Source organism: Pseudomonas sp. BT76 TE3572, assembly GCF_050435365.1.
GTDB classification, from domain to species: Bacteria; Pseudomonadota; Gammaproteobacteria; order Pseudomonadales; family Pseudomonadaceae; genus Aquipseudomonas; species Aquipseudomonas fluorescens_W.
Genome location: NZ_JBNDKE010000001.1, coordinates 1,942,159 through 1,966,063, shown reverse-complemented (window position 1 = coordinate 1,966,063; position 23,905 = coordinate 1,942,159). Strand labels below are relative to the sequence as shown.

Sequence of the window (23,905 nt, the reverse complement as noted above, 5' to 3'; positions counted from 1 at the left end):
GAAATTCAGGAGGCAATACATAAGCCGGTCATTGATTTGCCAGGCGAATCAATGGGCTAAGCAGTGCCAGGTCTATGAGTTGGCATATCTTATAAAAGTAAGATCGCGCAGGGTTTTGAAGAGTTGAATGCCCTGTTGAATATCGATCTGTACTATCGAATAAGGTGGAGAAAGTACCGTGGCGATAAATACAATTATGAGCCTGCTCGAAAATAAAGAGTGCATGGAATTTTTGCGATTGGGCGTTATTTACGTTCATTTAGTGTCGTGTTGTGTGGCCATTGGTTTGGTATTGACCAGTGATATTGCGATGGTCAGAGACTTGTTGAAACGGAAGACATTCACTGAGCATGATAATGCTCACATGGAAAGTCTTCAGAAGTCTGTCATCGCTGCATTGATAGCGTTGTGGGTGACGGGTGCCGCTGTCATCGGTATCGATTACCTGGAAAAAGGTATGAGTTACTTTATGAATCCAAAGCTGCACGCCAAAGTGATTATTGTCGTGTTGCTGAGTTACAACGGCATCTTGTTGCATCGCCTGGTACTGCCCGCGCTGCAAAAGGCCGGCTCGTTGCTCAATCTTGGCTTCAGCGCACGGATGCTGGCGCTGTTCTGCGGCTCGCTGTCGGCCGTGTCCTGGATGTATGCGGCCATGCTGGGCGTCGGGCGCCCGTTGGCGTGGAAGTACTCCCTTTCTGAACTGTTGATGGCGTATCCGGTACTGATTGCACTGGGTTTCCTGACGATGCTGGTGTTGACTCAGCGTTTGAAAACACAGGACTCCGTCGTTATTTCTCCACGGACAGTAGCGAGCGCATGTTAGGCCTTGCCTAGTCCTGAAACAGGTTTACACCTGTTTCACCCTGACGCCCGATGCACTGCATCGGGCGTTTTGTATTTTAAGGACAGGCGCGTGCATCATGGCTGAGCTTGATGTCAGCCACCGTCAGACCGACAATTCTGAGTGACCGTGTGATGCGAACCGACAGGCGTGATCGCCTGAGGAGGTTTTCAAATGAGTCCCTCATCGCCCACCATTCTGCAGGACCGGGCCGCTGCCGGTCGACGTCTGGTGGAGCCGTTACTCCAATACGCGCATCGACCCGATGTCATCATCCTCGCCTTGCCCCGTGGCGGTGTGCCGGTGGCCTATGAAGTGGCCGCGGCACTGGACGTTCGTCTGGACCTGATGCTGGTGCGCAAGCTGGGTGTTCCGTCTCATCAAGAATTTGCCATGGGCGCCATCGCCAGCGGCGGCATCCAAATCCTCAATGAACAGGCGCTGCGGGTTCACCCGATTGCCCCGGCCACGTTCGATGACGTCGTCGCACGGGAAACCCGGGAGCTGCTACGCCGCGAGCAGGTTTACCGGGGAACGCGCGCGCCTGTGCAACTCAAGGACCAAGTGGTGATCCTGATCGACGACGGCCTGGCGACAGGCGCCTCGATGATGGCGGCGATCCACGCAGTGCGTGTGCACGCGCCGTCTCGCATCGTCGTCGCCGTGCCGGTGGCGCCGATTGAAACGGCGGAGGCGCTGCGCAGGGAAGTGGATGAGCTGATATGCCCGATCCTTCCCGACTGGATGATGTCGATCAGTCGTTGGTACATGGACTTCACCCAGACCTCGGATGCCGAGGTCATCAAGCTGTTGCAGCGGGCGTGGTTGCGAGAATCCAGTTCCGCGCAGCAACGCTCCGGCGGATCAGGCCACGATCTTTGATCTCAAGCGTTGCCGACCCAGACCTCAGGTCTGCGTTGATTCCACGGCAGCGCCTGTTCCAATTGCCCCGCCAATCGCAACAACACCTCTTCCGCCCCGAATCGCGCGGCGAATTGCAGGCCAATGGGCAGTCCTTGCGCGTGGGACATGCCCAACGGCAACGATATCGCCGGCGTCCCCGCCACGTTGAACACTGGCGTGAACGGCGAGTGCTCGAACACCCGGGCGGTCCATTGCAGACCGTCCATGGCTGCTGCGCCGACGCTGTAGGTGCCGAGGGCCTGGGGCAGGCGCGGCAGCGTCGGGGTCAGCAGCACGTCGAAGTCGTCAAACCAACCCGCCACACTGCGAGCAATGAGGTTGCGCACTTCCAGCGCTCCGGCGAACGCCGTCGCGCGGGCGTGTTGGCCGTAGGCGTAGCAGGCGAGGGTGGCGGGTTCCAGGGTGCTCAGGTCGATGGGCCGTTGGGTGGCTGCAGACAAACCATCGATCCAGCGCACGAGCGTTGCACACCAGATGTGGGCATTGGCTTCGACAAACGATTCCCACGAGGTGCCCAGTGGTGCTTTGACGCGTTCAACGTGATGGCCGAGGGTTTCCAGTTCACGGGCGACAGTCTGTGTCGCCTCGGCGATCTCGCTGTCGAGCGCGGCGCCATTCCACGGTGTGTCGAGCAACCCGATGCGCAACCGTCCCGGATCACGGCCCACCTGCGCCAGAAAACCCTCGGCGGGTGCGGCGGTGTAGTAAGGATCGCCTGGCGAATACCCCTGGACGACGTCCATCAGCGCCGCACTGTCGCGCACGGTTCTCGACAGCCCGAGTTGCACGCCGAACCCGGCAAACACTTCATCCAGCGCCGGACCGTTCGAGGTGCGGCCACGGGAGGGCTTGAGCCCGACCAGACCATTGAAGGCGGCCGGCACGCGGATCGAACCCGCAGCGTCGGTGGCGTGGGCAATCGGCACGATGCCGGCAGCGACCGCTGCACCGGAACCGCCGCTTGATCCACCGGCCGAGCGTCGCGTGTCCCACGGGTTGCGGGTCGGGCCTTGAAGAGCGGATTCGGTCTCGGTGCTGAAGGCCATTTCCGGCGTTGTTGTGCGTCCGAGGGTGGCGAGGCCGGCCGCATTGAAGCGCTGCATCAGGAACGAGTCCGACTCCGCCACCAGACCTTGCGCGAGACGGCTGCCCAGTTCGACGCGACGTCCGGCCGAGGTGATCGCCAGGTCTTTGATCAGAAACGGCACGCCGGCCAGCGGGCCAGTGCCCTCCGTCACGGTGGGCGTCCAGTGTTCGATGACCGCGTTGATCTGCGGGTTGACCCGTTGCACGGCTTTGATCGCGAGGTCGGCCAGTTCCGCAGCAGTGACTTCACTGTTCGCTACCAGTCGGGCCAGGCCGATGGCGTCGTAGGAAGCGTATTCATTCAAGTTCATGGGGGGACTCCTGTTGAGAGACCCGATCATAGGTGTGTGCAGTCGCCACGATTAGCCCATAAAAGCGGTTTGGAATGTACCGTTGGTGGCACAATCGCGCTATCTCCCCTTTACCTCGCAGGCGGCCCGATGATCAGGGACTTGAATGACACGTTGGTGTTTGTGCGGGTGGTACGCCTGGGCAGTTTTACCGCCGCGGCCCATGCCTTGCAGATTCCCAAGACCACCGTTAGCCGGCGGGTGCGCGAACTGGAGCAGGCCATCGGCGTGCAACTGCTGCGCCGCACCACCCGCCAGTTGAGCCTCACCGAGGCGGGGGCGGTTTACTTTGATCAATGCAAGGACATCGCCACCACGCTGGAGCACGCCGAACTGGCGGTGCATCAACTGCGCGACGGTCCGCGCGGCTGGTTGCGGGTGACGGTGCCGTACTCGTTCGGGGTCAGTTGGTTTTCACCGCTGGTGGCCGGTTTCTGCCAGGCGTATCCGGAAATCAAACTGGAGATTCTGGCGTCCCATGTGCCGCTGGATCTGGTCGGGGAGGAGATCGACGTGGCGTTGCGTTTGGGGGCTTTGCCGGACTCAAGCCTGGTGGCTCGCCGATTGGCCAGTTACGCGACAGGCATCTACGCAGCGCCTGAATACATCGAGCGTCACGGCCAACCGACCACACCTGACGAGCTGATCCAGCACCGTGCGTTGGTGTTGCACCAGGCCAGGCGGGACGTCGGCTATGTCTGGCCGATGCGCAAGGCCGGCGCCAAGCTGCGGCAATATCGGGTCGAGCCGTCGATCATCGCCAACGACCCGGCGTTGTTGAAAGAGGCGTTGTGCGCCGGGGAAGGGCTGAGCCTGGGGATGGATCAAAGCATGCAGGCGGACGTGGAAGCAGGGCGGTTGTGCCGGGTGTTGCCGGAGTGGATCGGCCCGCCCCAGGACCTCAACGCCGTGACGGCGCGCGAGCATTTGCCCTCGCCCAAGGTCACCGCGTTTATCGGGTATCTGAAGGCGCGGATACCCGCGTTGGGGCCGTGAGCTAAGCTTCCAGTCAGCTCAGTCCAGAGGTCTCTTGCCATGGGCAGCACCTTGGAAAACGTCTTTATTTCATTCGGCAGCGCGGCCTTTGGTGTTGTGCTGACGCTATTGCTTCCCAGGCTTCTGAGCCACTGGCAATACTCGCGCCGGGACGATCTGCTCGGCTTCTGGGCATCGACCTGGCAGGATGCCGACGACCCCAATCAATGGGTCATTGAGACGGTCGATGTCGATATCGACAGTGGACGACTTCGACTGCGCAACGCCAACAATATTGGTGGTTACCTGTGGCAGGGCTCTTGTGAACTGTATGACGGTCACTATCTTTACGGCACATGGAAGTCCCTCAAGAAAGGCGCGACCTCTACGGGGGTGTTCAGCTTCCTGATTCTTCCTCAAGCCGAGGTGTTGGTGGGTCAGGCCTTGGGCCAGGACAAGCATGGCGTCCCTCGGACGTCGGACTGGATCCTGGCCAGGCGCAAAGAGGATATCGAACTCGGGAAACAGTGGCTGGCCAAACACGCCACTTACTACCGCGGTGACGTTAAGCCAGGCGCTTGATTTCAGCGATCAAATGATCGACCCCCGCCAGCATGAACTCGATCGTTGTTTCGTCGACGAAGTGGCCGTTCTGGATCTTTTGATTCACGCCGGGAATGACGATCTGAGGGCCGCAAATGACCCTGGACAGCGTGGCCGACAGCGTTTCCCGCAGTTGAGACTGGGCACGCACTCCGCCAAGCACGCCGGGTGAAGAGGTCATGATCAGCACGGGTTTGTTTTTCAGCGGTGAATTGAAGCCCGGGCGGGAGGCCCAATCCAGCGAATTTTTCAGCACGCCGGAGGTGCCGTAGTTGTATTCAGGCGAGCAGATGATCAAACCGTCGGCTTGTGCGATGGCCTCTTTCAATGCCGCCACGGATGCCGGAAGCGCTTGCGTTTCGATATCTGCGTTGTACAGGGGGATGTCATTCAGCGCGAAGAGACTCATTTCTGCCTGATCGCCCAATCGAGCGCCAAGGGACTTGAGTACCGCTGTGTTCGTGGACTGTGAACGCAGGCTGCCTGAAATACCGAGCAGACGATGAGTGGCCATAAAAATCCTTCAATCCGAGAGATGAGTAATCAAACAACTACACAGCCTGTTTCTCTGCGGGTGACACTCCGATCATCACAAACAGTGCCCGGGCAATCCGCTCACTTTTGTTGCGCCACGCGTGTCGCGTGCCATTTTGAATAACGATGTCGCCGGCCTTTACCAGACGGCTCTGACCGTTATCCAGCTCCAGCCACATCTCACCTTCCAGAATGATTCCGTAATCAATGGTGGCAGTGGTGTGCATGCCCGGATGGCCCGGCTCGAAGCTTTCGATCAAGCCCGGCAGTGCAGCGCTCAACTCGCTAAAGGCCTGGACGCCATCGGCGAGGTTCTGCATGACGGTGTCGGGTGGGAAATCGAACATGGCGATGCTGGTGCCGCCCTGAGGAGGAATCAGCGAGGCGTGATCAAGCGTCGGGTCGCGTTCTTTTTCGAGGAGTGTCGGCTGGGCAGGCGTCGTCCACAGCTGTGCCATCGCGTGCCCCGGGATTGAGGCAAAGGACTGGGCTCTTGGGGCAAAGTCATCTGAAACGAACACGGAATTGCCCTGTTCGTCGTGGCCGGTGACGATTCTTCTTATCTTCATAGGGGTTACTCAACGGGCAGTCAAAGAGTCAGCGAGGGGCGGTTGAACCGCTCCACTCGCTGAGTTTAGTCAAGGACAGATGACGTAGTTGCTGAAGCCGCCATGGCGGTTTTCGATACCGGTAATCGCGCTGTTGACGTCCTCCAGACTGAAGGCCGTGTTTTCGAAGAACGAGAGGTCAAGCACCCCGGACTCAACCATGTCCGCCATGGCTTGGCCTTGTCCGGTGGTGAACCAGGCCGATCCGCTGATCTGGATGTCGTTGTCCATGATCCAGTGCAGATCAATCGGCACTTCGCCGGCGATGGCGCCGACGTTCACCAGATGCCCACCGCGATGGAGGGATTTAAGCGCCTGGGTCAGGCTCTCGTGGGGGGCGCCCGGGCCTAGGGCATCAATGACGACATCGACCCCTTCGCCATGGGTCACTTGATAGGCCCATTCGTGGGTGGGAATCGTGCCGAGGGTGTGAATTTCAATCCGGCCCGGGGCCGCCAGGTCTTTCACCTTCTGGAACAAGTCCTGGTTTCGGGCGGTGCCGAGGATTTTACGAACGCCCATGGCCAGCGCCAGTGCTACGGCGCCCAGGCCGAGTGTGCCGCTGATTCCGTTGATCAACACCGTGCTGCCAGGACCTGCGTTGGCCTTGAGCAATGCTTTGTAGGCGGTGCCCAGATAACCCAAGCGTGCAGCGGTTTCGAAACTGATGTTGTCCGGCAGTTTGACCAGGCTGTATTGCGGGGCAGGGATGTACTCGCAAAGGCCACCGTAGGGGTAGTCTTCGAACATGCGTGGGCTTTTCGGAGTGAAGCCGAAGTAACCGTTGAACGTATAGGCGGTGCACGCGATGGTGTTGCCCGCGCGGCAGGCCCGGCATGAACCGCAGTGCCTTCCCGGATTGACGTAAACCCGGTCACCGACCTTGAAGTCGTAGACCTGGGCGCCGACAGCTTCGACGACACCTGAAGGGTCCAGTCCGAAAATGGCAGGGAGTTTCGGCAGGGGGTTATGCGGGAACCATTTGACCCAGTTGGTGAGGATGTTGTGCAGGTTCGGGACGATCCCGCAGGCCTTGATCTTCACCAGTACTTCGGTCGGACGAATCTCGGGGACGGACACTTGCTCGATGACCATGGGTTTACCGCCTTCATACAGACGTGCGGCGCGCATAGTTTTTGCAGTCATGATGTTCTCCAACACACATATTGTTTTTGTAGTGGTATGTAACCCTGCAGCACGCTTCAAATCTTCGGCACTAACGCAGCCCGTCTTCGCCCTTCACCTCGCTGGCAGCCAGACCACCGAGTCGCGCATGAATCCGTCCGCCCGTGGCCATGGCCAGGCCAAAAGCGATTTCGCCGCGACGAGGGCCGTCCCATACGGTCATTTCAGCCACGCCGAAGTGGCTGCGCACATAGGCCGCCTGGATGTGCCCAAGCGGGATCATCACCCGGCAACCAGGGCCACCGATGGTCTTCGCCGCCGGCACGATCGCCTTCGGATTGCCGAGGGCTTCGCGCATGGCCCAACCACCGGCTTCATGCCAGACCGCACCGTGTTCCAACTCGCCGTCTTCGCCGACGATTGCACCCTTGCCATAGGCTTGTACATGACTGGCGCCGCCCAGTGCATGGATCAGTTGCTCCGACAGCTGCGCGCCTAACCCTCTCAGTTCCTGCATGAACGGCAGCAGGTCCTCTACATATTGACCTGCGTAGGGATTGGCGACCACGGCGGTGGCGACCGCAATCCTGAGCGGGACCGACGAGCGAGGCCCGCCTTCGTGGAACACTTCTTCGATGTCCAGTTTTACCTTGCGAACCATCACTAGCGACATGCCTAACCTCCAGAACCGAGAGCCTCAAGCGGCTCGTCATTTTTTTAAAACCGGCCTTTTGCATTATGCATTTTATGATGTATGGTGCAAGAAATTAGTTTTTGTGCATAAAAAACAGGAGAAGAACATGAAGCTGATTTCGTACCGCAAAGAGGGGAAGGCCCATTTCGGCGCCGTGTCCGGTGACGGGGTGGTCGAGCTGACCCGCCGTTTTACCCAGGTTCCGGACCTTGCATCCTTCTTGGCCGACCCGGCCTTGATGCAGGAGGCTCGCCAGATCGTAGAGGCCGCGCCACCCGACTACCCGTTTTCAAGCGTTGAACTGGAAGCCGTCATCCCCAATCCCGGGAAGGTGATTTGCGTGGGCATTAACTATGTGGCGCATGCCGAAGAAGCCGGCAGAAAGGTCGGTGAATTCCCAGTGATTTTTCAGCGTTTCGCCGAAACGCTGCTGCCTCACGGAGAACCACTGGTAAGGCCTCAGGTATCCGAGCAGTTTGATTTCGAAGCCGAGCTGGCCGTGGTGATCGGGAAAGGAGGGGCGCATATCGATCCGGCCGATGCGATGGATCACGTCGCGGGTTACACCTGCTTCAACGACGCCAGCGTTCGCGACTGGCAGTTCCATACGCACCAGTACGGCATGGGCAAGACCTTCAGAAAAACCGGTGCGCTGGGCCCATGGCTCATTCCAGCTTCGGAAATTTCCGATTACCGTAAGCTGGTGGTACGCGGGGTACTCAATGGTGAGCAGTTGCAGGAAGGCAGACTTTCAGAGTTGGCCTTCGACATTCCGCATTTGATTTCGTACGTGTCGAAGGCATTGGCGTGGAACCCGGGCGACATTCTGGCCACCGGTACGCCGAGCGGAATCGGCTTCAAGAGGAATCCACCGATTTTCCTTAAACCCGGTGATATTTTCGAAGTAGTGATCACGGAAATCGGGACGCTATCGAACGGCGTTATTGACGAAGCCTAAGCGTTGTCCTCTACACAATCATAAAAACTGGAGGTTCCACATGCCCGCCTTACCGACTATCAATTTCACCCACTCCGGCGTGTTTTGCGCAGACCTCGATCGCATGGTCGATTTCTACTGCCGTACCTTAGGCTTCATCGTCAGTGACAAAGGTGTCGCCTCAACGGGGCATCGGTTGTTTTTCATGACCCAGAACCCGGAGTTGCATCACCAGGTCGTGCTCTTTGACGGCAAGCCTGTCGACCTGCCGTTCAACCCGATCAATCAGTTGTCGTTCCTGCTGAACACGCTGGATGACTTGAAGACTTACTACCAGTTCGCCAAAAGCAGCGGCATTGAAGGGATCGCTCAGGTGGACCATGGCAACGCCTGGTCGATGTACTTCAAAGACCCAGAAGGCAACCCCATCGAAATGTACGTCGATGCGCCGTTCTACACCGCACAACCCTGCAAGGAACCCCTCGATCTGGAGCTGCCGAGCGAGGTCATCCTGGCCCAGACCGAAGCCATGTGTAAGCGCCGTCCTGGCTTCCAGACGCGAGAAGAGTGGAAGAACTCCATCCGCGCGAAGATCGAAGAACAGCGGGTTCGAATCGGCTTATAACTTGCCGATTTGTGGATGTTGAAGCCTGGTTGATGGGCACGCACACGCCTGTTCATCAACCAGACGTCGCACTGGATAAAAACAAAAAGCGGAGTAGACGATGGACTACGATGTCATCATTGTTGGAATGGGTCCGGTGGGTGCTCTGTGCGCAAATCTGGCCGGCATGTGGGGGCTGAAGGCCCTCGTCGTGGACAAGTCCGAAACGGTGTACACCAACCCCAGGGCGATGGGGTTTGACCACGAAGTGATGCGTGTTTTCGGCAACATCGGCCTGGCCAATGAGATCGCCGAACATGTCATGCCATATCGCCCCTCGGAGTACCGAACCACCGGCTCTGCGCTGATCAAGCGCATTGATGCCGCCAAGCCTCCTTTTCCGCTGGGTTGGGCACCGAATTATGTGTTCTCGCAGCCGCCCGTCGAGCGTGCACTGCGCGGCAAAATTGCCGATTTGAAATCAGTCACTGTAGAGCTCGGTTCAGAGGTTCTGTCGGTCGATTCCACAGGCTCGCAAGCGGATGTGCGGATTCGGGCCAAAGACGGCACCGAACGCACGGTCACGGCGGACTATGTGCTGGCGTGTGATGGCGGCACCAGCCCGATCCGCACCCGACTGGGCCTGAAGATGGAGGACCTGGCGTTCGATGAACCGTGGCTGGTGGTCGATGTGATTCTCAATGAAGGGGCGGGCGAGCATCTGCCGAAGACCAACGTGCAGTTTTGCGAACTGGCCCGGCCTTGTACTTTTGTCGTCGGACCGGGTCAGCATCGGCGCTGGGAGTTCATGATCAATCCTGACGAACAACCGACGGAAATCTCACAACCCGAAGCGATCAAGAAGCTGATCTCCCGCTGGTTGCCGGAGGGTGACTATCAGCTATGGCGGGCGTCGGCTTATCGATTCCACGCACTGATCCTTGAGCAGTGGCAGTCCGACCGGGTGTTCTTCCTCGGGGATGCGGCGCACATGACGCCGCCCTTCCTGGCGCAAGGCATGTGCCAGGGGATTCGCGATGCATTGAACCTGGTCTGGAAGCTTGCGCTGGTGAAAGAAGGGCTGGCCGCCCCGGCGTTCCTGAATACCTACCAGACTGAACGCGTGCCTCATGTGCGCCAAACGACGATGGCGGCCAAGGAGTTCGGTGGCGTGATTTGCGAACGCGACAGCGAGAAAGCCGCAATCCGCGATGCGCGGTTGATCCGGCAGATGACAGAGAACCCGGCAGGGACCATCAGGCAATCGCTGATTCCGGGGTTGTCTCAAGGATTTGTCGCGCAGGTCGCGCCTGCCGGTGAGCTGTTTCCGCAACCGATGGTCATCAACCATGCCGGCAAGACCGCGCTGCTGGATGAGTTTACCGGCCAGTCCTTCCGAGTGGTCATTGCCCCCGGGTTCGACGCCAGCGCTTTGTTGAGATGCCTGCGCAGCAGTCAATCGCTCAAAGGTCTGCCCATCCATGTCGTGCGATTGGTCGACCCTCAACAGTCAGGCCCACGCACCGTGGATGATTATCAGGAAGTCGATGGGGTGTTGGCGCAATGGCTGGAGAGCCGAGGCTGCAATGTCGTCATCGTGCGGCCGGATCACTACGTGTACGGCGGGGCGGTCACGGTTGCCTGGGCGATGGAGTTGCTGGAGGGGATGGAGCTTGCGCTGTGGTGCAAGAAGCCTGAACCGAGTGATGGCGGCGCCATTGACCCGATGATCAAATTTGCCCAAGGGCTAAGTCAGTAGAAAACAGAAAGCCCTTCGCTTTGCACTGTCCACGAAAGCAGTTGCATGGCGAAGGGCTTTTTTTGCAATCCCGGTTGATCTATTGAAGCGTCGCCTGTTGGCGCTCGATCGCTTCAATGGTTCGCTCCAGGGTGTCCTGAATGTGGTTGCGCAACAGCGTCACCGCTTTTTCAGAGTCCCGTGCCAGCGCAGCATCCATCAAATCCTGGTGCTCATTGCCCTTGTGGCGTTGGCGGATTCTCTGCTTGGCAGAGAAGCGTCTGTAGCGCTCAGCCCGGTCAAACAGGGAGTCGATCATCTTCAGCATCAACGGCGATGGGCACGCCGCGAACAGCGCGAAGTGGAACGCCTTGTGCCGGGTCGACCAGTCATCGTCGAGCACCAGCACACCAGTCCCGAGTTTTTTCTCAACCAGATTCAAGCGGTGAAACGCGCCCAGCACATCGGCTTCCCAGGCGTCATCGCCAAACTTGATGGCATCGCCCAGCGCCTCGCATTCCAGCAAGCAGCGCATCCGCGTGATGTCGCGGAAATCCGTGGTGGAAATCGGGGCAACCCTGAACCCTTTGTTATCGCTGGCTTCGACAACGCCGTCCTGCGTCAGGCGATTGAGCGCCTCACGAATGGGCGAGCTGCTGAGCCCATAGGTCTTGGACAGTTCGGCGACTTTGAGTTTTTCGCCGGGGGCCAGCTCGCAACAAACAATCGCTTTTTTCATCTTGGTCAATGCGACTTCGATCAGCGGACTGTTGGGGGAGGAGGGGATCATGATGGGTCATCCTGAAATTTGCACTAAACGGATTTTATGCGCAAAAAGTTGTTTGGTGCAAAGGATGAATTTCGCATTGCGCATAAATTTTCCTTCGTCGCAAGGGGGAAATGGACGAGCCGTCTTTCGGACGCTCTAGACCGGCCCTTTGCCTCCAACCTCCTTCCCACCATCCATTTCAACACGCATGCCTCTGCTGTCCTCACGGACTTCTCGCCTGCCGTAATCCCCGCCCCCAGCTATCCGAATGACCTCCCGAATGTTCTTGACATTGAATTTGTGCAGGATTACGTTTTGTGCACAAAGTGATATTGAATGCAGCAAATCATGTTTTGCGCATAAGTGGTCGGGCTCGTAAATCTGACCAGAACGGACAGGGAAGAAACGCCGCCGCACCCGTGGTATTCGCAGCCAATGCTGCGAGTGGATGACCTTTTACAAAAACAAAAAAACAGGAACATCTTCATGAAAACAGCCAACCAGCGGCTCTGCCCGTTGCCGGTTTCCAGCATCGCCTGCGCGGTCAGCGCAACGGTGCTGCTGAGCCTCTCAACGCCCTCGCACGCCTTCCAGATCGACACGGGTAATCCCGATCTTTCGGCCACCTGGGACAACACGATCAAGTACAGCAACGCCTGGCGCGTGAACAAACTTGATCACAAGGTCGCGGTCGGCCCAGGCACGTCCAACAGCAATCCCAACCTGGACGATGGCGACCGAAATTTTGATCGTGGGCTCATCTCCAATCGCCTGGATGTCCTGTCCGAATTCGACATCAAGTACAAAGACGTCGGTGCTCGCCTGAGTGCCGCCTCCTGGTACGACAATGTCTACGCCCACGACAACGATAACGACTCTCCCGGCACCGCCAACTCGTTGAGTGTCGAGCACGATGAGTTCACCAGCGACACCCGCCGCATCCACGAACAGCACACCGAAATCCTCGATGCGTTTGTTTATGGCTCGAAGGAAATCGGCACGACGTCGTTGTCCGGGCGACTCGGCCAGTTCACGCAAATCTACGGTGAAAGCCTGTTCTTCGGGGCCAACGGCATCGCCAATGCTCAGTCCACCGTTGACCTGGTGAAGCTTCAGTCCGTCCCGAGTTCCCAATTCAAGGAAATTCTGATGCCGACCAAACAGGTGTCAGGCAACTGGCAGCTGAACGACACGGTCAGCGTCGGCGCCTACTACCAATTCGAGTGGAACAAGACGCGCCTTCCCGCAGCGGGTAGCTATTTCAGCGGCGCGGATTTTGTCGGCGAAGGCGGGGAGCGGGTGTTCTTTCCTACCGGCGAACTACGCCACGGCAAGGACATTGATGCCAAAGATTCCGGGCAGTTTGGTGCGCAACTGAAGTTTGCCGTCGAGGACTGGGAGTTCGGTCTGTACGCCGCGAAATATCACGAAAAGACCCCGGTGTTTTACTTCCGTCCGGCCGCGCTGGTCCCCGGTGCTGATGACACGTTCGTCAACGTTTATCCCGAGGACGTCAAAGTGTTCGGTGCAAGTTTCAGCACCCTGGTCGGCGAAGCCAACATCGCGGGTGAAACCTCGATTCGGCTCGACACGCCATTGGCGGGCGTCGGCGGAACGATCATCACCGGTATGGATTCCGACAACGATTCGAACCCGGCGTACCCCATCGGCAAGTCGTGGCATGCCCAGGTGTCGATGGTCAATGTCTACGGCGGATCCGCGCTGTGGGACGGTGCTTCGTTCGTCGGTGAACTGGCGTTCAATCGTCGACTGAGCGTGAGCAAAAATGCCGATCAACTGGACCCCAACACCACTCGCAATGCCTTCGCGCTGCGCTTCACCTTCGAGCCGCAGTACTTCCAGGTCTTCCCCGGCATCGACGTTCAAGCCCCGATCACCATTGGTTATAACCCTTCCGGGCGCTCTTCCGTCACGCCTCAGGCGTTCGGCCCGGAACATGGCGGGGACCTGACGTTGGGCCTCAAGGCCGATTACAAGAAACAGTGGTACGCCTCGCTGTCCTACACCAACTTTTTCGGTGAGGCGGGACCTGTCATCAACTCCTCCAACTCGTTCACCTACCAGCAAAACATGAAAGACCGGGATTTTGTGGCGTTCTCGATCCAGCGAACCTTTTAAGCAAAGAACAGGCGGGCCCTGATAATGACAAAAATTAAACTGCTGTTGCTTTCCACCCTGTCGATCTCAATCTGCGCCAGCACTGCATTCGCGGCGGTGAGCCCTGACGAGGCGGCGAAGCTCAAAACCACCTTGACCCCCATGGGCGCCGAAAAGGCCGGCAATGCCGACGGTTCCATTCCGGCCTGGACCGGCGGGTTGACCAAGGAAGTGGCCGGGGCAAAATCCGGCGACATGCCTGCCGATCCGTTCCCCGGTGAGAAGCCGCTGTTGCAGATCACTGCGAAGAACGCTGCGCAGTACGCGGACAAGTTGAACGAAGGGACGAAAGCCTTGCTGGCCAAATACCCCGACACCTTCCATCTCGATGTGTACCCGACTCATCGAACCGCTGCGGCCCCCGACAGCGTTTATCAAAACACCTTTACCAACGCGACCCAGTGCAAGACCACCAGCAATGGATTGTCGGTGGAGGGCTGTTACGGCGGCATTCCGTTCCCGATCCCTAAAACCGGCAACGAGGTGATCTGGAATTTCCTGCTGCGCGTCGAGGCCGAATCCATTCAGATGGGCTACGCCAACATCATCGGCAATGCTGACGGAACCCGAACACTGGCCAGTCGTGGCGTCGAGAACTGGCAGTACCCGTATTACTTCAAGGATGGCGGCGCGGATAAGTGGTCGGGGCAGTATGCGCTGCTGCGTTTCTTGACCAACGAACCCCCGTTCAAGGCCGGCGAATCGCTGGTGACGCACGACAGCATCAACGCCCAGGAACCGCGGGAAGCCTGGCAATACCTGGTCGGCCAACGCCGCGTGCGCCGCGCGCCTACCGTGGGTTATGACACACCAGACTTCGTGGCGTCGGGTGCCAACTACTTCGACGAGGTGCATGGCTTCATTGGCCACCCGGATCGTTATGACTGGAAACTGGTCGGCAAAAAAGAGCTGTACATCCCGTACAACGACAACAAATTCAACGCCGAAAAACGCGACGATGCCTTTGCGGCTAACCACCTCAACTCGGACAAGGTGCGCTGGGAACTGCATCGCGTCTGGGAGCTGGAAGCCACGGTCGCGGCGGGTAAACGCCACGCCGTGCCCAAGCGCAAATTCTACATCGATGAAGACAGCTGGACGGTCTCGCTGGTCGATGGCTATGACGCCGAAGGCAAGCTGTGGCGTGTGTCCCAAGTGCTTCCATTCGTTGTGCCTTCCATCCCGGCGGTGGTGGTGAAACCGGTGGTGATCTACAACCTGCAAGCCAAGACGTACAGCGTCGTGCAAAGCCTGAACGGCGAAACCTACAGCGTTATCCCGCGCAAGCCCGAGAACTTCTTTACCGGTAACTCGGTAGCGTCCGGGTCGGTGCGCTGAGCCTCGCAACAGCGTGTTCACACTTGTGTTCCATGGACGCCGTGCCACTGACGCGGCGTCCACAGAACCGCATCATCGAGGCTCGAAAATGCGTATTCAGACTCCCAGGCTTTTACATCCGCATCCGTTCAAGGCGTTCCTGCTGAGCGTGTCGATCATCACGGCGCTCACCGGTTCGGCTGCGGCGGCACAAACCGATGGACTGCCGGTGCAGCCATCGATCACCAGCGCCATGGCGGCCCAATCGGTCATGCTGAGTGTGGCGAGGGCAGGGCAACGCCTCGTGGCCGTTGGCGAACGAGGGTTCATCATTGTTTCTGATGACAATGGCGGCACCTGGAAGCAAGTCAGTTCCCCGATCAGCATGACGTTGGTCAAGGTTCGCTTCATCGATGACCGCGAAGGCTGGGCGGTCGGGCACGCCGGGGTTGTCTTGCACAGCCAGGATGGCGGGCTGAGCTGGAGCAAACAGCTTGATGGCGTCCAGGCAGCCGAGATCGAACTGCAAGAAGCGAAACGCTTCGACAATGCGGAAAAAATCGCTCAAGCACAGCAACTGGTGGACGATGGCCCCGACAAACCCCTGCTCGATCTGCTCTTCCTGGACGCCAAAAACGGGTTGGTGGTGGGCGCTTATGGTTTGGCGTTTGTCACCCATGACGGCGGGCTCAGCTGGCAATCGATCCGTTCGCGTCTCGATAACCCGAACGGCTTGCACCTCTACAGCATCGAGCGTGCAGGGGCGGACCTTTTCGTCGCTGGCGAACAGGGCACGTTGTTGCGTTCAGGTGACGAGGGCCAGACCTTTGAGTCGCTGACGTCACCCTATGAGGGCACGACCTTCGGGCTCCAGGCGACCAGCAGCGGTTCGATTCTGGCGTTCGGGCTACGTGGCAAAGCCTTCGAGTCCAAAGATCGCGGCGAGACCTGGCAGCGTCTCGACACCTTGCAACCCGTCACCTTGACCAGCGGCCTGCGCCTTGACGATGGCTCGGTATTGCTCACCGATGAATCAGGCCGAGTGCTGCGTTTCGCGGGCGGCGATACCAAAGCCTCTCTCCTTCAAGTGACTCAACCCGGTTACTTCACAGGCATGGCGCAAGCCGCGAACGGTGACCTGATCATCAGCAGCGCACGCGGCATGCTGTCGTCCGTGGTTGCCGTGGAATCGTCGGAGCACGATCAATGAACAGCTTTACGCGTACTGCCGAGCCTCACACCGTCCCTCAATCGGACACCTTCGATCCTTCTTCCGGCACCCTGGTTGAACGGCTTTTGTTCAATCACCGCCGCATCATTTTGGGCATCTGTGTCTTGCTCAGCCTGGTGTTCGGCTACCAGGCGCTGAGTTTGAAGCTCAACGCCGCCTTCGAAAAAATGATCCCGACGGATCACCCTTATGTGCAGAACTACCTGAAGAATCGCGGCCAGTTGGGGGAGGGTGGCAATACCCTGCGGATTGCGATCGAGGCCCGGCAGGGCAGCATTTTTGATGCCGCCTACCTTGAGACGGTCAAGAAAATCAACGACGAGGTCTTTTTGCTCCCTGGTGTCGACCGGTCGTACATGAAGTCCTTGTGGACCCCGGCGACCCGCTGGATCGGCGTGACAGAAGAGGGTTTCGACGGCGGCCCGGTCATCCCTGACAACTACGATGGCTCTGCCGGCAGCCTGGAACAGGTTCGACAGAACGTCGAACGGTCGGGCGAAGTCGGCCGACTCGTGGCCTCTAACTTCAAGTCCAGCATCGTGCTTTTACCGCTTCAGGACATCACCTCGGACGACGGCAAACCGCTGGACTACAACGCGCTCTCAAGCCAGCTCGAACAGATTCGGGCCAAGTACGAAACCGACAACATCAAAATCCACATCACCGGTTTCGCCAAGGTGGTGGGCGATCTGATTGACGGCATGCGGCAGATGCAGCTGTTCTTCGCCGCGACGCTGGTGATTTGCGGCATCGTGCTGTTCTGGTACACCCGCTGCATTCGCAGCACGCTGTTGGTGCTGCTGTGTTCGATCATCGCCGTGGTCTGGTTGCTAGGGTTGCTGCCTACCCTGGGCTTCGATCTTGATCCGTATTCGATCCTCGTTCCGTTCCTGGTGTTTGCCATCGGGTTGAGTCACGGCGCGCAGAAAATGAACGGGATCATGCAAGACATCGGGCGCGGAGCCGACAAGCTGGTGGCGGCACGCTTCACCTTTCGCCGATTGTTTTTGACCGGGCTGATGGCGCTGGTGGCCGATGCTGTGGGTTTCGCTGTGTTGATGATTATCAAGATCCCTGTGATTCAGGATCTCGCCGTCGCCGCGACAATCGGCGTGCTGACGTTGATTTTCACCAACCTGATTCTGTTGCCGATTCTGTTGTCGTACACCGGTGTCAGCAAAGCAGCGGCACAGCGTGAAGCAGCGAACGACAAGTTCTCGCAGCTGGACGCGCTTCACGCCCGGCACCCGTTCTGGGCTTTTCTTGATCGATTCACCGAGCGCAAATGGGCGAGCGGTGCCATCCTCATCGCCGTGATCCTTGGGGTGGCTGGTTTTGCCGTCAGCCTGCACGTGAAGATCGGTGACCTGAATCCCGGAGCGCCGGAACTGCGTCCGGAGTCGCGCTACAACAGCGACAACCGCTTCATGGTCAGCAACTTTTCCGCCAGCAGTGACAAGTACGTGGTGATGGTGAAAACACCGCAATACTTCTGCGCCAACTATCAGACATTGGTGTCGGTCGATGCGCTGGAGGCGCAGCTGCAACAACTGCCGGGCGTGGTGTCCACGACGTCGTTGGCGGCGCTGAGCAAGCAGGCCGCAGCGGGCATGAATGAAGGCAGCATGACCTGGTATGAGATACCCCGTAACCAGGGGTTACTGAACGCGATCATCACCCGCGCGCCCCGAGAACTGTTCAATCAAAACTGCGACCTGCTGACGGTGTACGTCTACCTCAAGGACCACAAGGCGGACACGCTCACCAGTGTGGTGCAGACCGTCGAGCAGTTCGCGGCGACCCATAACACCGACCAGCTCCAGTTCCTCAATGCGGCGGGCAATGCCGGGATCGAAGCGGCCACCAATATCGTGGTGAAGCGTTCGAACGTGCAGATGTTGTTCATGGTGTACGCGGCCGTCATCGCCTTGTGCTTTATCACCTTCAGATCCTGGCGGGCGGTGGTGTGTACGGTGCTGCCGTTGATGCTGACGTCGATTTTGTGTGAGGCCTTGATGGTCGGTCTGAACATCGGCGTCAAGGTGGCGACGCTCCCCGTCATCGCATTGGGCGTGGGGATCGGTGTGGATTACGCGCTGTACATCCTCAGTGTGACACTCACCAATCTGCGCAATGGCTCAACCCTGTCCGATGCGTACTACCTGGCCCTGCTTTCCACCGGCAAGGTGGTGGTGATGACAGGGATTACGCTGGGCGTTGCGGTGCTCACCTGGGTGCTGTCGCCAATCAAGTTTCAGGCCGACATGGGCATTCTGCTGGGGTTCATGTTCATCTGGAACATGGTGGGCGCTTTGGTACTGGTTCCGGCACTGGCGCATTTTCTGCTCAAGCCCAAGAACCAGCCGTTGCCTGCGCATGGGTGATACCTGACGGCGAGAGCGGGTTCAGTTTCGCTGAACCCGCTGGTCATTATCGCCGCTGGCGACTCAAGAGGGATGTGCGATCTCTAGCCAGTCTTCAAACCGGGTCGCTCCGACAATGGGGTTATCGCCTGGCGTGAGGGACTTGTCATTGATCGGGGCGCCGAAGTAAGGAACCGTGTCATCCGAAACGGCTTCGCGCGGGTCCTTGGTGTGTTTCAGGTACTCACTTACGAATTCAACAATGGGTCGGCGATCCGGCCCGGCCACTTCCACGGTCTGATTGATCGGCGCTTTTTGAGCGATAGCCGTCAGTGCGGCGGCGACATCGACCGAGGCCACCGGTTGCAACGCGGCGGACGTTAAATGGATGGTGTTGCCGTCCTCGCGACCCGAGTAAGCAATGGCGCCAATGAACTCGAAGAACTGCGTGGCGCGCAGGATGGTGTAGGGAATGCCCGATGCCTTGATGAGTTTTTCCTGGGCCATTTTGGCCCGGAAATATCCACTCTCGAGCATACGTTCGGTGCCGACGACTGACAGGGCAACATGGTGTTTGGTGCCGGCAACTTTCTCGGCAGCGAACAGGTTATGCCCGGCGGTCTCAAAGAAATGCAACGCCGCGTGATCCTCGAATGAGGGGGAGTTGGCCACGTCGACCACCACGTCGGCGCCCTTGAGCGCGTCCGCCAGGCCCGCGCCGGTGATGACGTTGATGCCGGTACTCGGTGACGCTGAGATGACTTCATGCCCCAAATCCTGGAGGTTCTGGCAGACTTTGCTGCCGATCAGCCCGCTTCCTCCAATGATGACGAATTTCATGGCCGGTCTCCCGATGCGGTGTGTTGGGACAGTCATTAAACACCTTGGCAACGGGCGTATCGGGCGGCCATTGGCGTGGGCCGACAGGTGGTCGGAAGTCTGAGCGGCAGGTGGCATTAACGGCGTTTATTTGCTTTAGTCCACCTATCGCTGGCTCACGTGTGCGGCGCCTCAGCTCATGACGGGAGCCCAACCGGAGAATCCCATGAAACACCGATTCCCGACCTGCTCCGTGCTGGTGGCCGCCCTTGCTTTTGGCGCGTTGCCTTGCGTCCAGGCGGTCGAATACACGCAGGTCAATGAAACCGCCAGCACGATTTCCTTCACGTATAAACAGTTCTCTTCGCGGGTGTACGGTACGTTCGGCAAGTTCGAGGCCACGCTGGATTTCGACACGGCAAAACCATCGAAAGCCCGGGCCGCGCTCACCATCCAGCTCGACAGCATCGATGCCGGAAGCAGCGACGCCAACAGCGAATTGAAAAAACCAGCCTGGTTCGACACGGCAACGTACCCAGTGGCGACGTTTGAATCGACCGGTGTGAAGGTACTGGGCAACAACCGTTACTCGATCACCGGCAAACTCACGCTCCGGGGGATCACGCGTGTCGTGGAGGTACCGGTGCTCCTGAAGGCCGAAAACGCCATCGGGATTTTCGATGGCCGGCTAACGCTTAAACGCAGCGACTTCAAAATCGGTGAAGGCGAATGGGCCGACACTGCTGTCTCCGACGACATCAACATCAGGTTCCGGATGGTTGCGCCGCAGCATTAACCGATCTCCCTTTAGTGCGCCACTATTGGCGCCGTCACTGCGCTGACCGCCACGGACACGGTCGCTGGTTTGTCCGAGACCGCACCCAGCTTGTCGCTGGCCCTGTAGGTGAAGGTTGCCGTGAACGGCGCAGCGACGATGGCCGGTGGCGTGTAGATCACACGAATCCCATCGGTGCTGACCGTGCCCTTGCCGGAGTCCAGTTGGCTCAGACCCACCACCTTGAGCGGCAGGTTGCCGTCGGGGTCGGTGTCGTTGGCCAACACGTTGATGGTCAGCGCCAGGCCTTTGTTGCTGGTGGCGCTGTCAGGGTTGGCCACGGGTTTCTTGTTTTTGCCTTCCTGATCGCCGTCGACATTGCCGGTGCGGAAAGTCGGCAGCGCCACGGAGTTCACGTAGGTGACACCGTCCCAGCCAGGCAGGGGCGTTGGCATCAACTGGAACTGACCCGGATGCTCGACATCCCAGCGCAGCAACATCGAGGTGTCCTCGTGCTGGGTGTTGTGGCAGTGCTCCATGTAGGTACCGGCGAACTCGCGGAAGCGTAGCGCCACGTCGACTTCCACCGAACTGTCGATGCCTTCGCCAATAATATAGATGTCCTTGCGCGCGCCTTTCTCCCATTCCGGCGGCGCCTTGCCGTCGCGGCTGAGGATGACCCCTTCTTCGAAATGCACGTGCACCGGGTGGTTCCAGCCGTTGCCGCCATTCTTGATTTTCCACACTTCGAGTGTGCCGTCTCCGGAGAACCCGGCATCCGTCGGACCGGTGGCCAATTGCGGCGCGGCACTGATCCGGCGAGGGTCCATCCTGAAACCAGGACCACCGTCGGTTTTGATGGTCCAGGGGGCTTCGTCTGTGCCATCGGAGCGACCGAAAATGAACTCGCGATGCCGCGCCGCTTTGAGCTTGGCCTGGTCGCTCGGGTTGTCGCGGTCGATGGGCAGCGGGATCATGATCTTCCCGGCGGGCTTGCCGGGTTTGGCTGGCTCATAGGCCACCGGGTCCATGCTCTGATCCTGGCCGGTGTAGGGCTGCACCAGCAGTTGCAGAAACTTGCCCACCACGGGGTCGCCCTTGTCCCATTGCGGCCCTTTGCTGGTTTGCTTGATCACGGCTTTGTATTTTTCGGACAGCACGTCCGCCAGCGCCAGTTCGTCCTTCTCCGGCCCCTTGCCCGTGCGGTGTTCCATCAGGTTGACGAAGTAGATTTTGTCGCCGGTCTTGATGCCGTTTTTCGCAAAGTTGATGATGATGTCGAAGCGCTCGGCGACGGCTAGCGTCGGCAGGATTGCATTGTGATCTTGCCGGTCACCGTCGCCATCCAGGTCCAGGCTGCCGTCGAAGGGCACGGCGTGTTCCATGAGGTTGCCGTCGTTGGCAATCAGGTGGAACGGCACTCGGTTGTAGGACACCCCCGATCCTGCTGGCCCTGGGAATTCGCCGCCATTGCCGCTGATTTCACGCACCACGGCAAACTTGAAGAACCGCGACACCGAGCCATTGAGGATGCGGAAACGATAACTGCGCGCGCGGACTTTCAAACGGGGTTGGTACTGCCAGTTGACCAGCATCTGATCCCCTAGAAAGCCGTCGGTGTTGAACGGGTTGAACCACAGTTGACCGGCCTGATCCCACGCCTTGTCGGCGACCACCAGGTTGACGTCATAGTCGCGGTTGCCCCACGGCAACGCCGAACCACTGGGCAGTCGCAGGTTGACGCCGTCATTCACCGATTCATTACCGCGGTCCAGGGCGCTGTAGTAATTCATCATTGTCGCGTTGCCCTTGTAGACGTTCTGCGCGGTGAAATCGAGCATGTGGTCGTGGAACCAGTGGGTGCTCATGGTTTCGCGCCAGTCGCCACGGATCTTGATGCTGCCGTTTGCACACGTCTTCAGGCCCGGGTTGGCGTCGTTGACATACAGCGTTTCGCCCACTGAACAGGGGAACGCTGCGCGCGGATCCTGCGCCGTGGTGTTGATGCTGTCGTAACCGGCCAGTTGCAGCGGCCAGCGATAATCGTAGTACTGCCCCGGAAAGAAGAACGCGTTGGCAAAGCCGTCGCTTTCGGCGGGGGAGTGACCGTTGTGTTCGTGGGTGCTGAGGGTGTGCAGACCGAAACCGGCGTTGGCCGCCGGGTCGATCGGCAGGGCGTTGTAGTGACGCATCAGCAACGCTTGGCCGTTGCGGACCATCAGCAATTTGGGCGGCACGGTGCCGTCGAAGGTCCACAGCGAGTTGTGATTCTGCACCGGCATCCGGGAATGAAACCGCACGTCGATGCCCCGAGTGGTGCCGGCGGTTTCAGGGATGTCCGAGGTTTGGTAGTAGAGCCCGCCGGGGGCGAATTCGCCGTTGGCGTAGTTGTGCAGTTGTTTTCTGTCACGCAAGCCCTGGTTGGTCCGTGCACCCATTTGTACGGTCTTGAACTGGACCTGAGGAAAAAACTCGTTCCAGCGCTGGTGCGACCAGCCTTTTCCCGGCGGCCGACCTTCGGCGGGCGAGCCCACCGGGTGGCGATTGAGGAAGGCTTCGATCTGCGCCTTCCACGGGTTGCGGTCCAGCACATTGGAAAACTGCGACGGGAACGGAAACAACCCCGGCTGGCGCATGAACGCTTCAATCGCGGCACTCGACGGGCCGCTGCGGGCGACGTTGTTCGGGTCTTGCTGGGGCGCCGGGCCGGTGGTGGGCACCGGGAATGTCAGGAGCGGTGGCGGGGTGGTCGGGTCGAGTTTTTCCGAACCGAGCTCTTCGAACAGCAACAGTTGCTGGGTAAACGGTGCGGCCCCAAACAAGGGGCTGGGTTTGCCATTAGTGGGGAAATTGAACGACGTCTGCAAGTTTGGTGGCAGCACGTTGTCGGCCCGCGGTGTGTTTCTGTCACCGAATACGCCGTTGGGCAGGGCCAATGCCCCTTGATTGGCCGGCGGCAAGGTTTTCAATGCCTCCAGCGCTGCCTTGGGATCGGCGGGTTGATTGGTGAAGGCCGAGGGGTCCGTCGGTGGCGGCGGCCCGAAATCATCGAGCGGTGCAGCACTGGCCGTGGTCAGGCTGAAGCTGATTAGCATCACGGAGAAGGCACCCGGCCCTCGAAAAAAGACCAGTGAGCGGTGCTCCGGTGCTGCGGTTTTCATGGTTTCCCCTCGCGCCATGCCCAAATGGCAGCTGCGCTGCAAGGGCCGTAGCAAAAGTTGCGCCATACCCTGGTGTGAGGGGGAACTGGGAATAATCAGTAAGTTGAATGGAGTCTATGCCGTCGACGGGTGAAAGCAGTGCTTACATATGGGGGATATTCCTCACTGTCGGGGAACGATCAATCATCAAGGCCCGGTTTGCGGGTAAAGCCGCACCAGCACGTTATGATAGGCACGCCCGCGACGAACGCTTCGCATCCGCCCCTCGGA

At 59.0% G+C, this 23,905-nt stretch carries 20 protein-coding genes; 12 read left to right on the top strand and 8 right to left on the bottom strand.

Translation table 11 applies throughout. From position 1 onward, the window contains the following. Nucleotides 1-178 precede the first annotated feature (178 nt). Both ABH912_RS08930 and ABH912_RS08925 read left to right on the top strand, forming a co-directional pair. The gene (locus tag ABH912_RS08930) at nt 179-826 is read left to right on the top strand and encodes a hypothetical protein (RefSeq protein WP_429510425.1); all 648 of its coding nucleotides are present in this window, start codon (nt 179-181) and stop codon (nt 824-826) included. Between the two features lie 192 nt (nt 827-1,018). Then, on the top strand, nt 1,019-1,726 hold the full coding sequence (locus ABH912_RS08925) for a phosphoribosyltransferase (RefSeq protein ID WP_429510424.1): 708 nt from the start codon (nt 1,019-1,021) through the stop codon (nt 1,724-1,726). 2 nt (nt 1,727-1,728) lie between these two features. Here ABH912_RS08925 and ABH912_RS08920 read toward each other — a convergent pair whose 3' ends face one another. After that, nucleotides 1,729-3,165 (bottom strand): amidase, encoded by a 1,437-nt coding sequence (locus tag ABH912_RS08920; RefSeq protein WP_429510423.1) that lies wholly within the window; start codon nt 3,163-3,165, stop codon nt 1,729-1,731. Between the two features lie 129 nt (nt 3,166-3,294). Between ABH912_RS08920 and ABH912_RS08915 the strand changes: the two genes are divergently transcribed. Next, a complete protein-coding gene (locus tag ABH912_RS08915) occupies nt 3,295-4,200 on the top strand; it encodes a LysR substrate-binding domain-containing protein (protein WP_429510422.1) in 906 nt (301 codons plus the stop codon). A 39-nt stretch (nt 4,201-4,239) separates the two neighbouring features. Further along, complete coding sequence (locus tag ABH912_RS08910) at nt 4,240-4,761, top strand: hypothetical protein (RefSeq protein WP_429510421.1); 522 nt, start codon at nt 4,240-4,242, stop codon at nt 4,759-4,761. Here the strand turns inward: ABH912_RS08910 and ABH912_RS08905 are convergent. The 4 genes from ABH912_RS08905 to ABH912_RS08890 form a co-directional block, all read right to left on the bottom strand. After that, complete coding sequence (locus tag ABH912_RS08905; protein ID WP_429510420.1) at nt 4,745-5,296, bottom strand: NADPH-dependent FMN reductase; 552 nt, start codon at nt 5,294-5,296, stop codon at nt 4,745-4,747. The genes ABH912_RS08910 and ABH912_RS08905 overlap by 17 nt on opposite strands. Before the next feature lie 37 nt (nt 5,297-5,333). Continuing rightward, nucleotides 5,334-5,885, bottom strand: coding sequence for a cupin domain-containing protein (locus ABH912_RS08900; protein ID WP_033060183.1), 552 nt, complete (start codon nt 5,883-5,885; stop codon nt 5,334-5,336). A gap of 69 nt (nt 5,886-5,954) precedes the next feature. Further along, the gene (locus ABH912_RS08895; RefSeq protein WP_033060184.1) at nt 5,955-7,070 is read right to left on the bottom strand and encodes an alcohol dehydrogenase catalytic domain-containing protein; all 1,116 of its coding nucleotides are present in this window, start codon (nt 7,068-7,070) and stop codon (nt 5,955-5,957) included. 70 nt (nt 7,071-7,140) lie between these two features. After that, on the bottom strand, nt 7,141-7,722 hold the full coding sequence (locus ABH912_RS08890; RefSeq protein WP_429510419.1) for an amino acid synthesis family protein: 582 nt from the start codon (nt 7,720-7,722) through the stop codon (nt 7,141-7,143). Here ABH912_RS08890 and ABH912_RS08885 point away from each other — a divergent pair. The 3 genes from ABH912_RS08885 (at nt 7,685) to ABH912_RS08875 (ending at nt 11,043) form a co-directional block, all read left to right on the top strand. Then, nucleotides 7,685-8,701 (top strand): fumarylacetoacetate hydrolase family protein, encoded by a 1,017-nt coding sequence (locus ABH912_RS08885; RefSeq protein ID WP_429510418.1) that lies wholly within the window; start codon nt 7,685-7,687, stop codon nt 8,699-8,701. The genes ABH912_RS08890 and ABH912_RS08885 overlap by 38 nt on opposite strands. A gap of 40 nt (nt 8,702-8,741) precedes the next feature. Continuing rightward, the gene (locus ABH912_RS08880; protein WP_033060190.1) at nt 8,742-9,305 is read left to right on the top strand and encodes a VOC family protein; all 564 of its coding nucleotides are present in this window, start codon (nt 8,742-8,744) and stop codon (nt 9,303-9,305) included. Between the two features lie 100 nt (nt 9,306-9,405). After that, the gene (locus ABH912_RS08875) at nt 9,406-11,043 is read left to right on the top strand and encodes a bifunctional 3-(3-hydroxy-phenyl)propionate/3-hydroxycinnamic acid hydroxylase (protein ID WP_429510417.1); all 1,638 of its coding nucleotides are present in this window, start codon (nt 9,406-9,408) and stop codon (nt 11,041-11,043) included. Nucleotides 11,044-11,122: 79 nt separating this feature from the next. Here ABH912_RS08875 and ABH912_RS08870 read toward each other — a convergent pair whose 3' ends face one another. Further along, nucleotides 11,123-11,812: a GntR family transcriptional regulator gene (locus ABH912_RS08870; RefSeq protein ID WP_033060194.1), complete on the bottom strand. Its 690-nt coding sequence runs from the start codon at nt 11,810-11,812 to the stop codon at nt 11,123-11,125. Nucleotides 11,813-12,277: 465 nt separating this feature from the next. Here ABH912_RS08870 and ABH912_RS08865 point away from each other — a divergent pair, with 465 nt between their 5' ends. From ABH912_RS08865 to ABH912_RS08850, 4 genes are all read left to right on the top strand, one after another. Then, nucleotides 12,278-13,930, top strand: a complete 1,653-nt coding sequence (locus ABH912_RS08865) for a DUF1302 domain-containing protein (protein ID WP_429510416.1) — start codon at nt 12,278-12,280, stop codon at nt 13,928-13,930. A 24-nt stretch (nt 13,931-13,954) separates the two neighbouring features. Then, nucleotides 13,955-15,307, top strand: a complete 1,353-nt coding sequence (locus ABH912_RS08860) for a DUF1329 domain-containing protein (protein ID WP_429510415.1) — start codon at nt 13,955-13,957, stop codon at nt 15,305-15,307. Between the two features lie 88 nt (nt 15,308-15,395). Beyond that, a complete protein-coding gene (locus ABH912_RS08855) occupies nt 15,396-16,496 on the top strand; it encodes a WD40/YVTN/BNR-like repeat-containing protein (protein ID WP_429510414.1) in 1,101 nt (366 codons plus the stop codon). After that, nucleotides 16,493-18,901, top strand: coding sequence for an efflux RND transporter permease subunit (locus ABH912_RS08850; protein WP_429510413.1), 2,409 nt, complete (start codon nt 16,493-16,495; stop codon nt 18,899-18,901). Before ABH912_RS08855 ends, ABH912_RS08850 begins: the two co-directional genes overlap by 4 nt. A gap of 63 nt (nt 18,902-18,964) precedes the next feature. Here the strand turns inward: ABH912_RS08850 and ABH912_RS08845 are convergent, their stop codons facing one another. Further along, the gene (locus ABH912_RS08845; RefSeq protein ID WP_429510412.1) at nt 18,965-19,720 is read right to left on the bottom strand and encodes an SDR family oxidoreductase; all 756 of its coding nucleotides are present in this window, start codon (nt 19,718-19,720) and stop codon (nt 18,965-18,967) included. Nucleotides 19,721-19,925: 205 nt separating this feature from the next. Between ABH912_RS08845 and ABH912_RS08840 the strand changes: the two genes are divergently transcribed. Further along, nucleotides 19,926-20,495 (top strand): YceI family protein, encoded by a 570-nt coding sequence (locus tag ABH912_RS08840; RefSeq protein ID WP_033060207.1) that lies wholly within the window; start codon nt 19,926-19,928, stop codon nt 20,493-20,495. 11 nt (nt 20,496-20,506) lie between these two features. On the opposite strand, the gene ABH912_RS08835 is transcribed toward ABH912_RS08840, so the two are convergent. Further along, nucleotides 20,507-23,635, bottom strand: coding sequence for an Ig-like domain-containing protein (locus ABH912_RS08835; protein WP_429510411.1), 3,129 nt, complete (start codon nt 23,633-23,635; stop codon nt 20,507-20,509). Nucleotides 23,636-23,905: the final 270 nt, after the last annotated feature.

Coding starts and splice junctions, on each gene's coding strand:
- ABH912_RS08925 (WP_429510424.1), top strand. CDS start 1,019: ATGAGTCCCTCATCGCCCACCATTCTGCAGGACCGGGCCGCTGCCGGT.
- ABH912_RS08920 (WP_429510423.1), bottom strand. CDS start 3,165: ATGAACTTGAATGAATACGCTTCCTACGACGCCATCGGCCTGGCCCGA.
- ABH912_RS08915 (WP_429510422.1), top strand. CDS start 3,295: ATGATCAGGGACTTGAATGACACGTTGGTGTTTGTGCGGGTGGTACGC.
- ABH912_RS08910 (WP_429510421.1), top strand. CDS start 4,240: ATGGGCAGCACCTTGGAAAACGTCTTTATTTCATTCGGCAGCGCGGCC.
- ABH912_RS08905 (WP_429510420.1), bottom strand. CDS start 5,296: ATGGCCACTCATCGTCTGCTCGGTATTTCAGGCAGCCTGCGTTCACAG.
- ABH912_RS08900 (WP_033060183.1), bottom strand. CDS start 5,885: ATGAAGATAAGAAGAATCGTCACCGGCCACGACGAACAGGGCAATTCC.
- ABH912_RS08895 (WP_033060184.1), bottom strand. CDS start 7,070: ATGACTGCAAAAACTATGCGCGCCGCACGTCTGTATGAAGGCGGTAAA.
- ABH912_RS08885 (WP_429510418.1), top strand. CDS start 7,685: ATGTCCAGTTTTACCTTGCGAACCATCACTAGCGACATGCCTAACCTC.
- ABH912_RS08890 (WP_429510419.1), bottom strand. CDS start 7,722: ATGTCGCTAGTGATGGTTCGCAAGGTAAAACTGGACATCGAAGAAGTG.
- ABH912_RS08880 (WP_033060190.1), top strand. CDS start 8,742: ATGCCCGCCTTACCGACTATCAATTTCACCCACTCCGGCGTGTTTTGC.
- ABH912_RS08875 (WP_429510417.1), top strand. CDS start 9,406: ATGGACTACGATGTCATCATTGTTGGAATGGGTCCGGTGGGTGCTCTG.
- ABH912_RS08870 (WP_033060194.1), bottom strand. CDS start 11,812: ATGATCCCCTCCTCCCCCAACAGTCCGCTGATCGAAGTCGCATTGACC.
- ABH912_RS08865 (WP_429510416.1), top strand. CDS start 12,278: ATGAAAACAGCCAACCAGCGGCTCTGCCCGTTGCCGGTTTCCAGCATC.
- ABH912_RS08860 (WP_429510415.1), top strand. CDS start 13,955: ATGACAAAAATTAAACTGCTGTTGCTTTCCACCCTGTCGATCTCAATC.
- ABH912_RS08855 (WP_429510414.1), top strand. CDS start 15,396: ATGCGTATTCAGACTCCCAGGCTTTTACATCCGCATCCGTTCAAGGCG.
- ABH912_RS08850 (WP_429510413.1), top strand. CDS start 16,493: ATGAACAGCTTTACGCGTACTGCCGAGCCTCACACCGTCCCTCAATCG.
- ABH912_RS08845 (WP_429510412.1), bottom strand. CDS start 19,720: ATGAAATTCGTCATCATTGGAGGAAGCGGGCTGATCGGCAGCAAAGTC.
- ABH912_RS08840 (WP_033060207.1), top strand. CDS start 19,926: ATGAAACACCGATTCCCGACCTGCTCCGTGCTGGTGGCCGCCCTTGCT.
- ABH912_RS08835 (WP_429510411.1), bottom strand. CDS start 23,635: ATGAAAACCGCAGCACCGGAGCACCGCTCACTGGTCTTTTTTCGAGGG.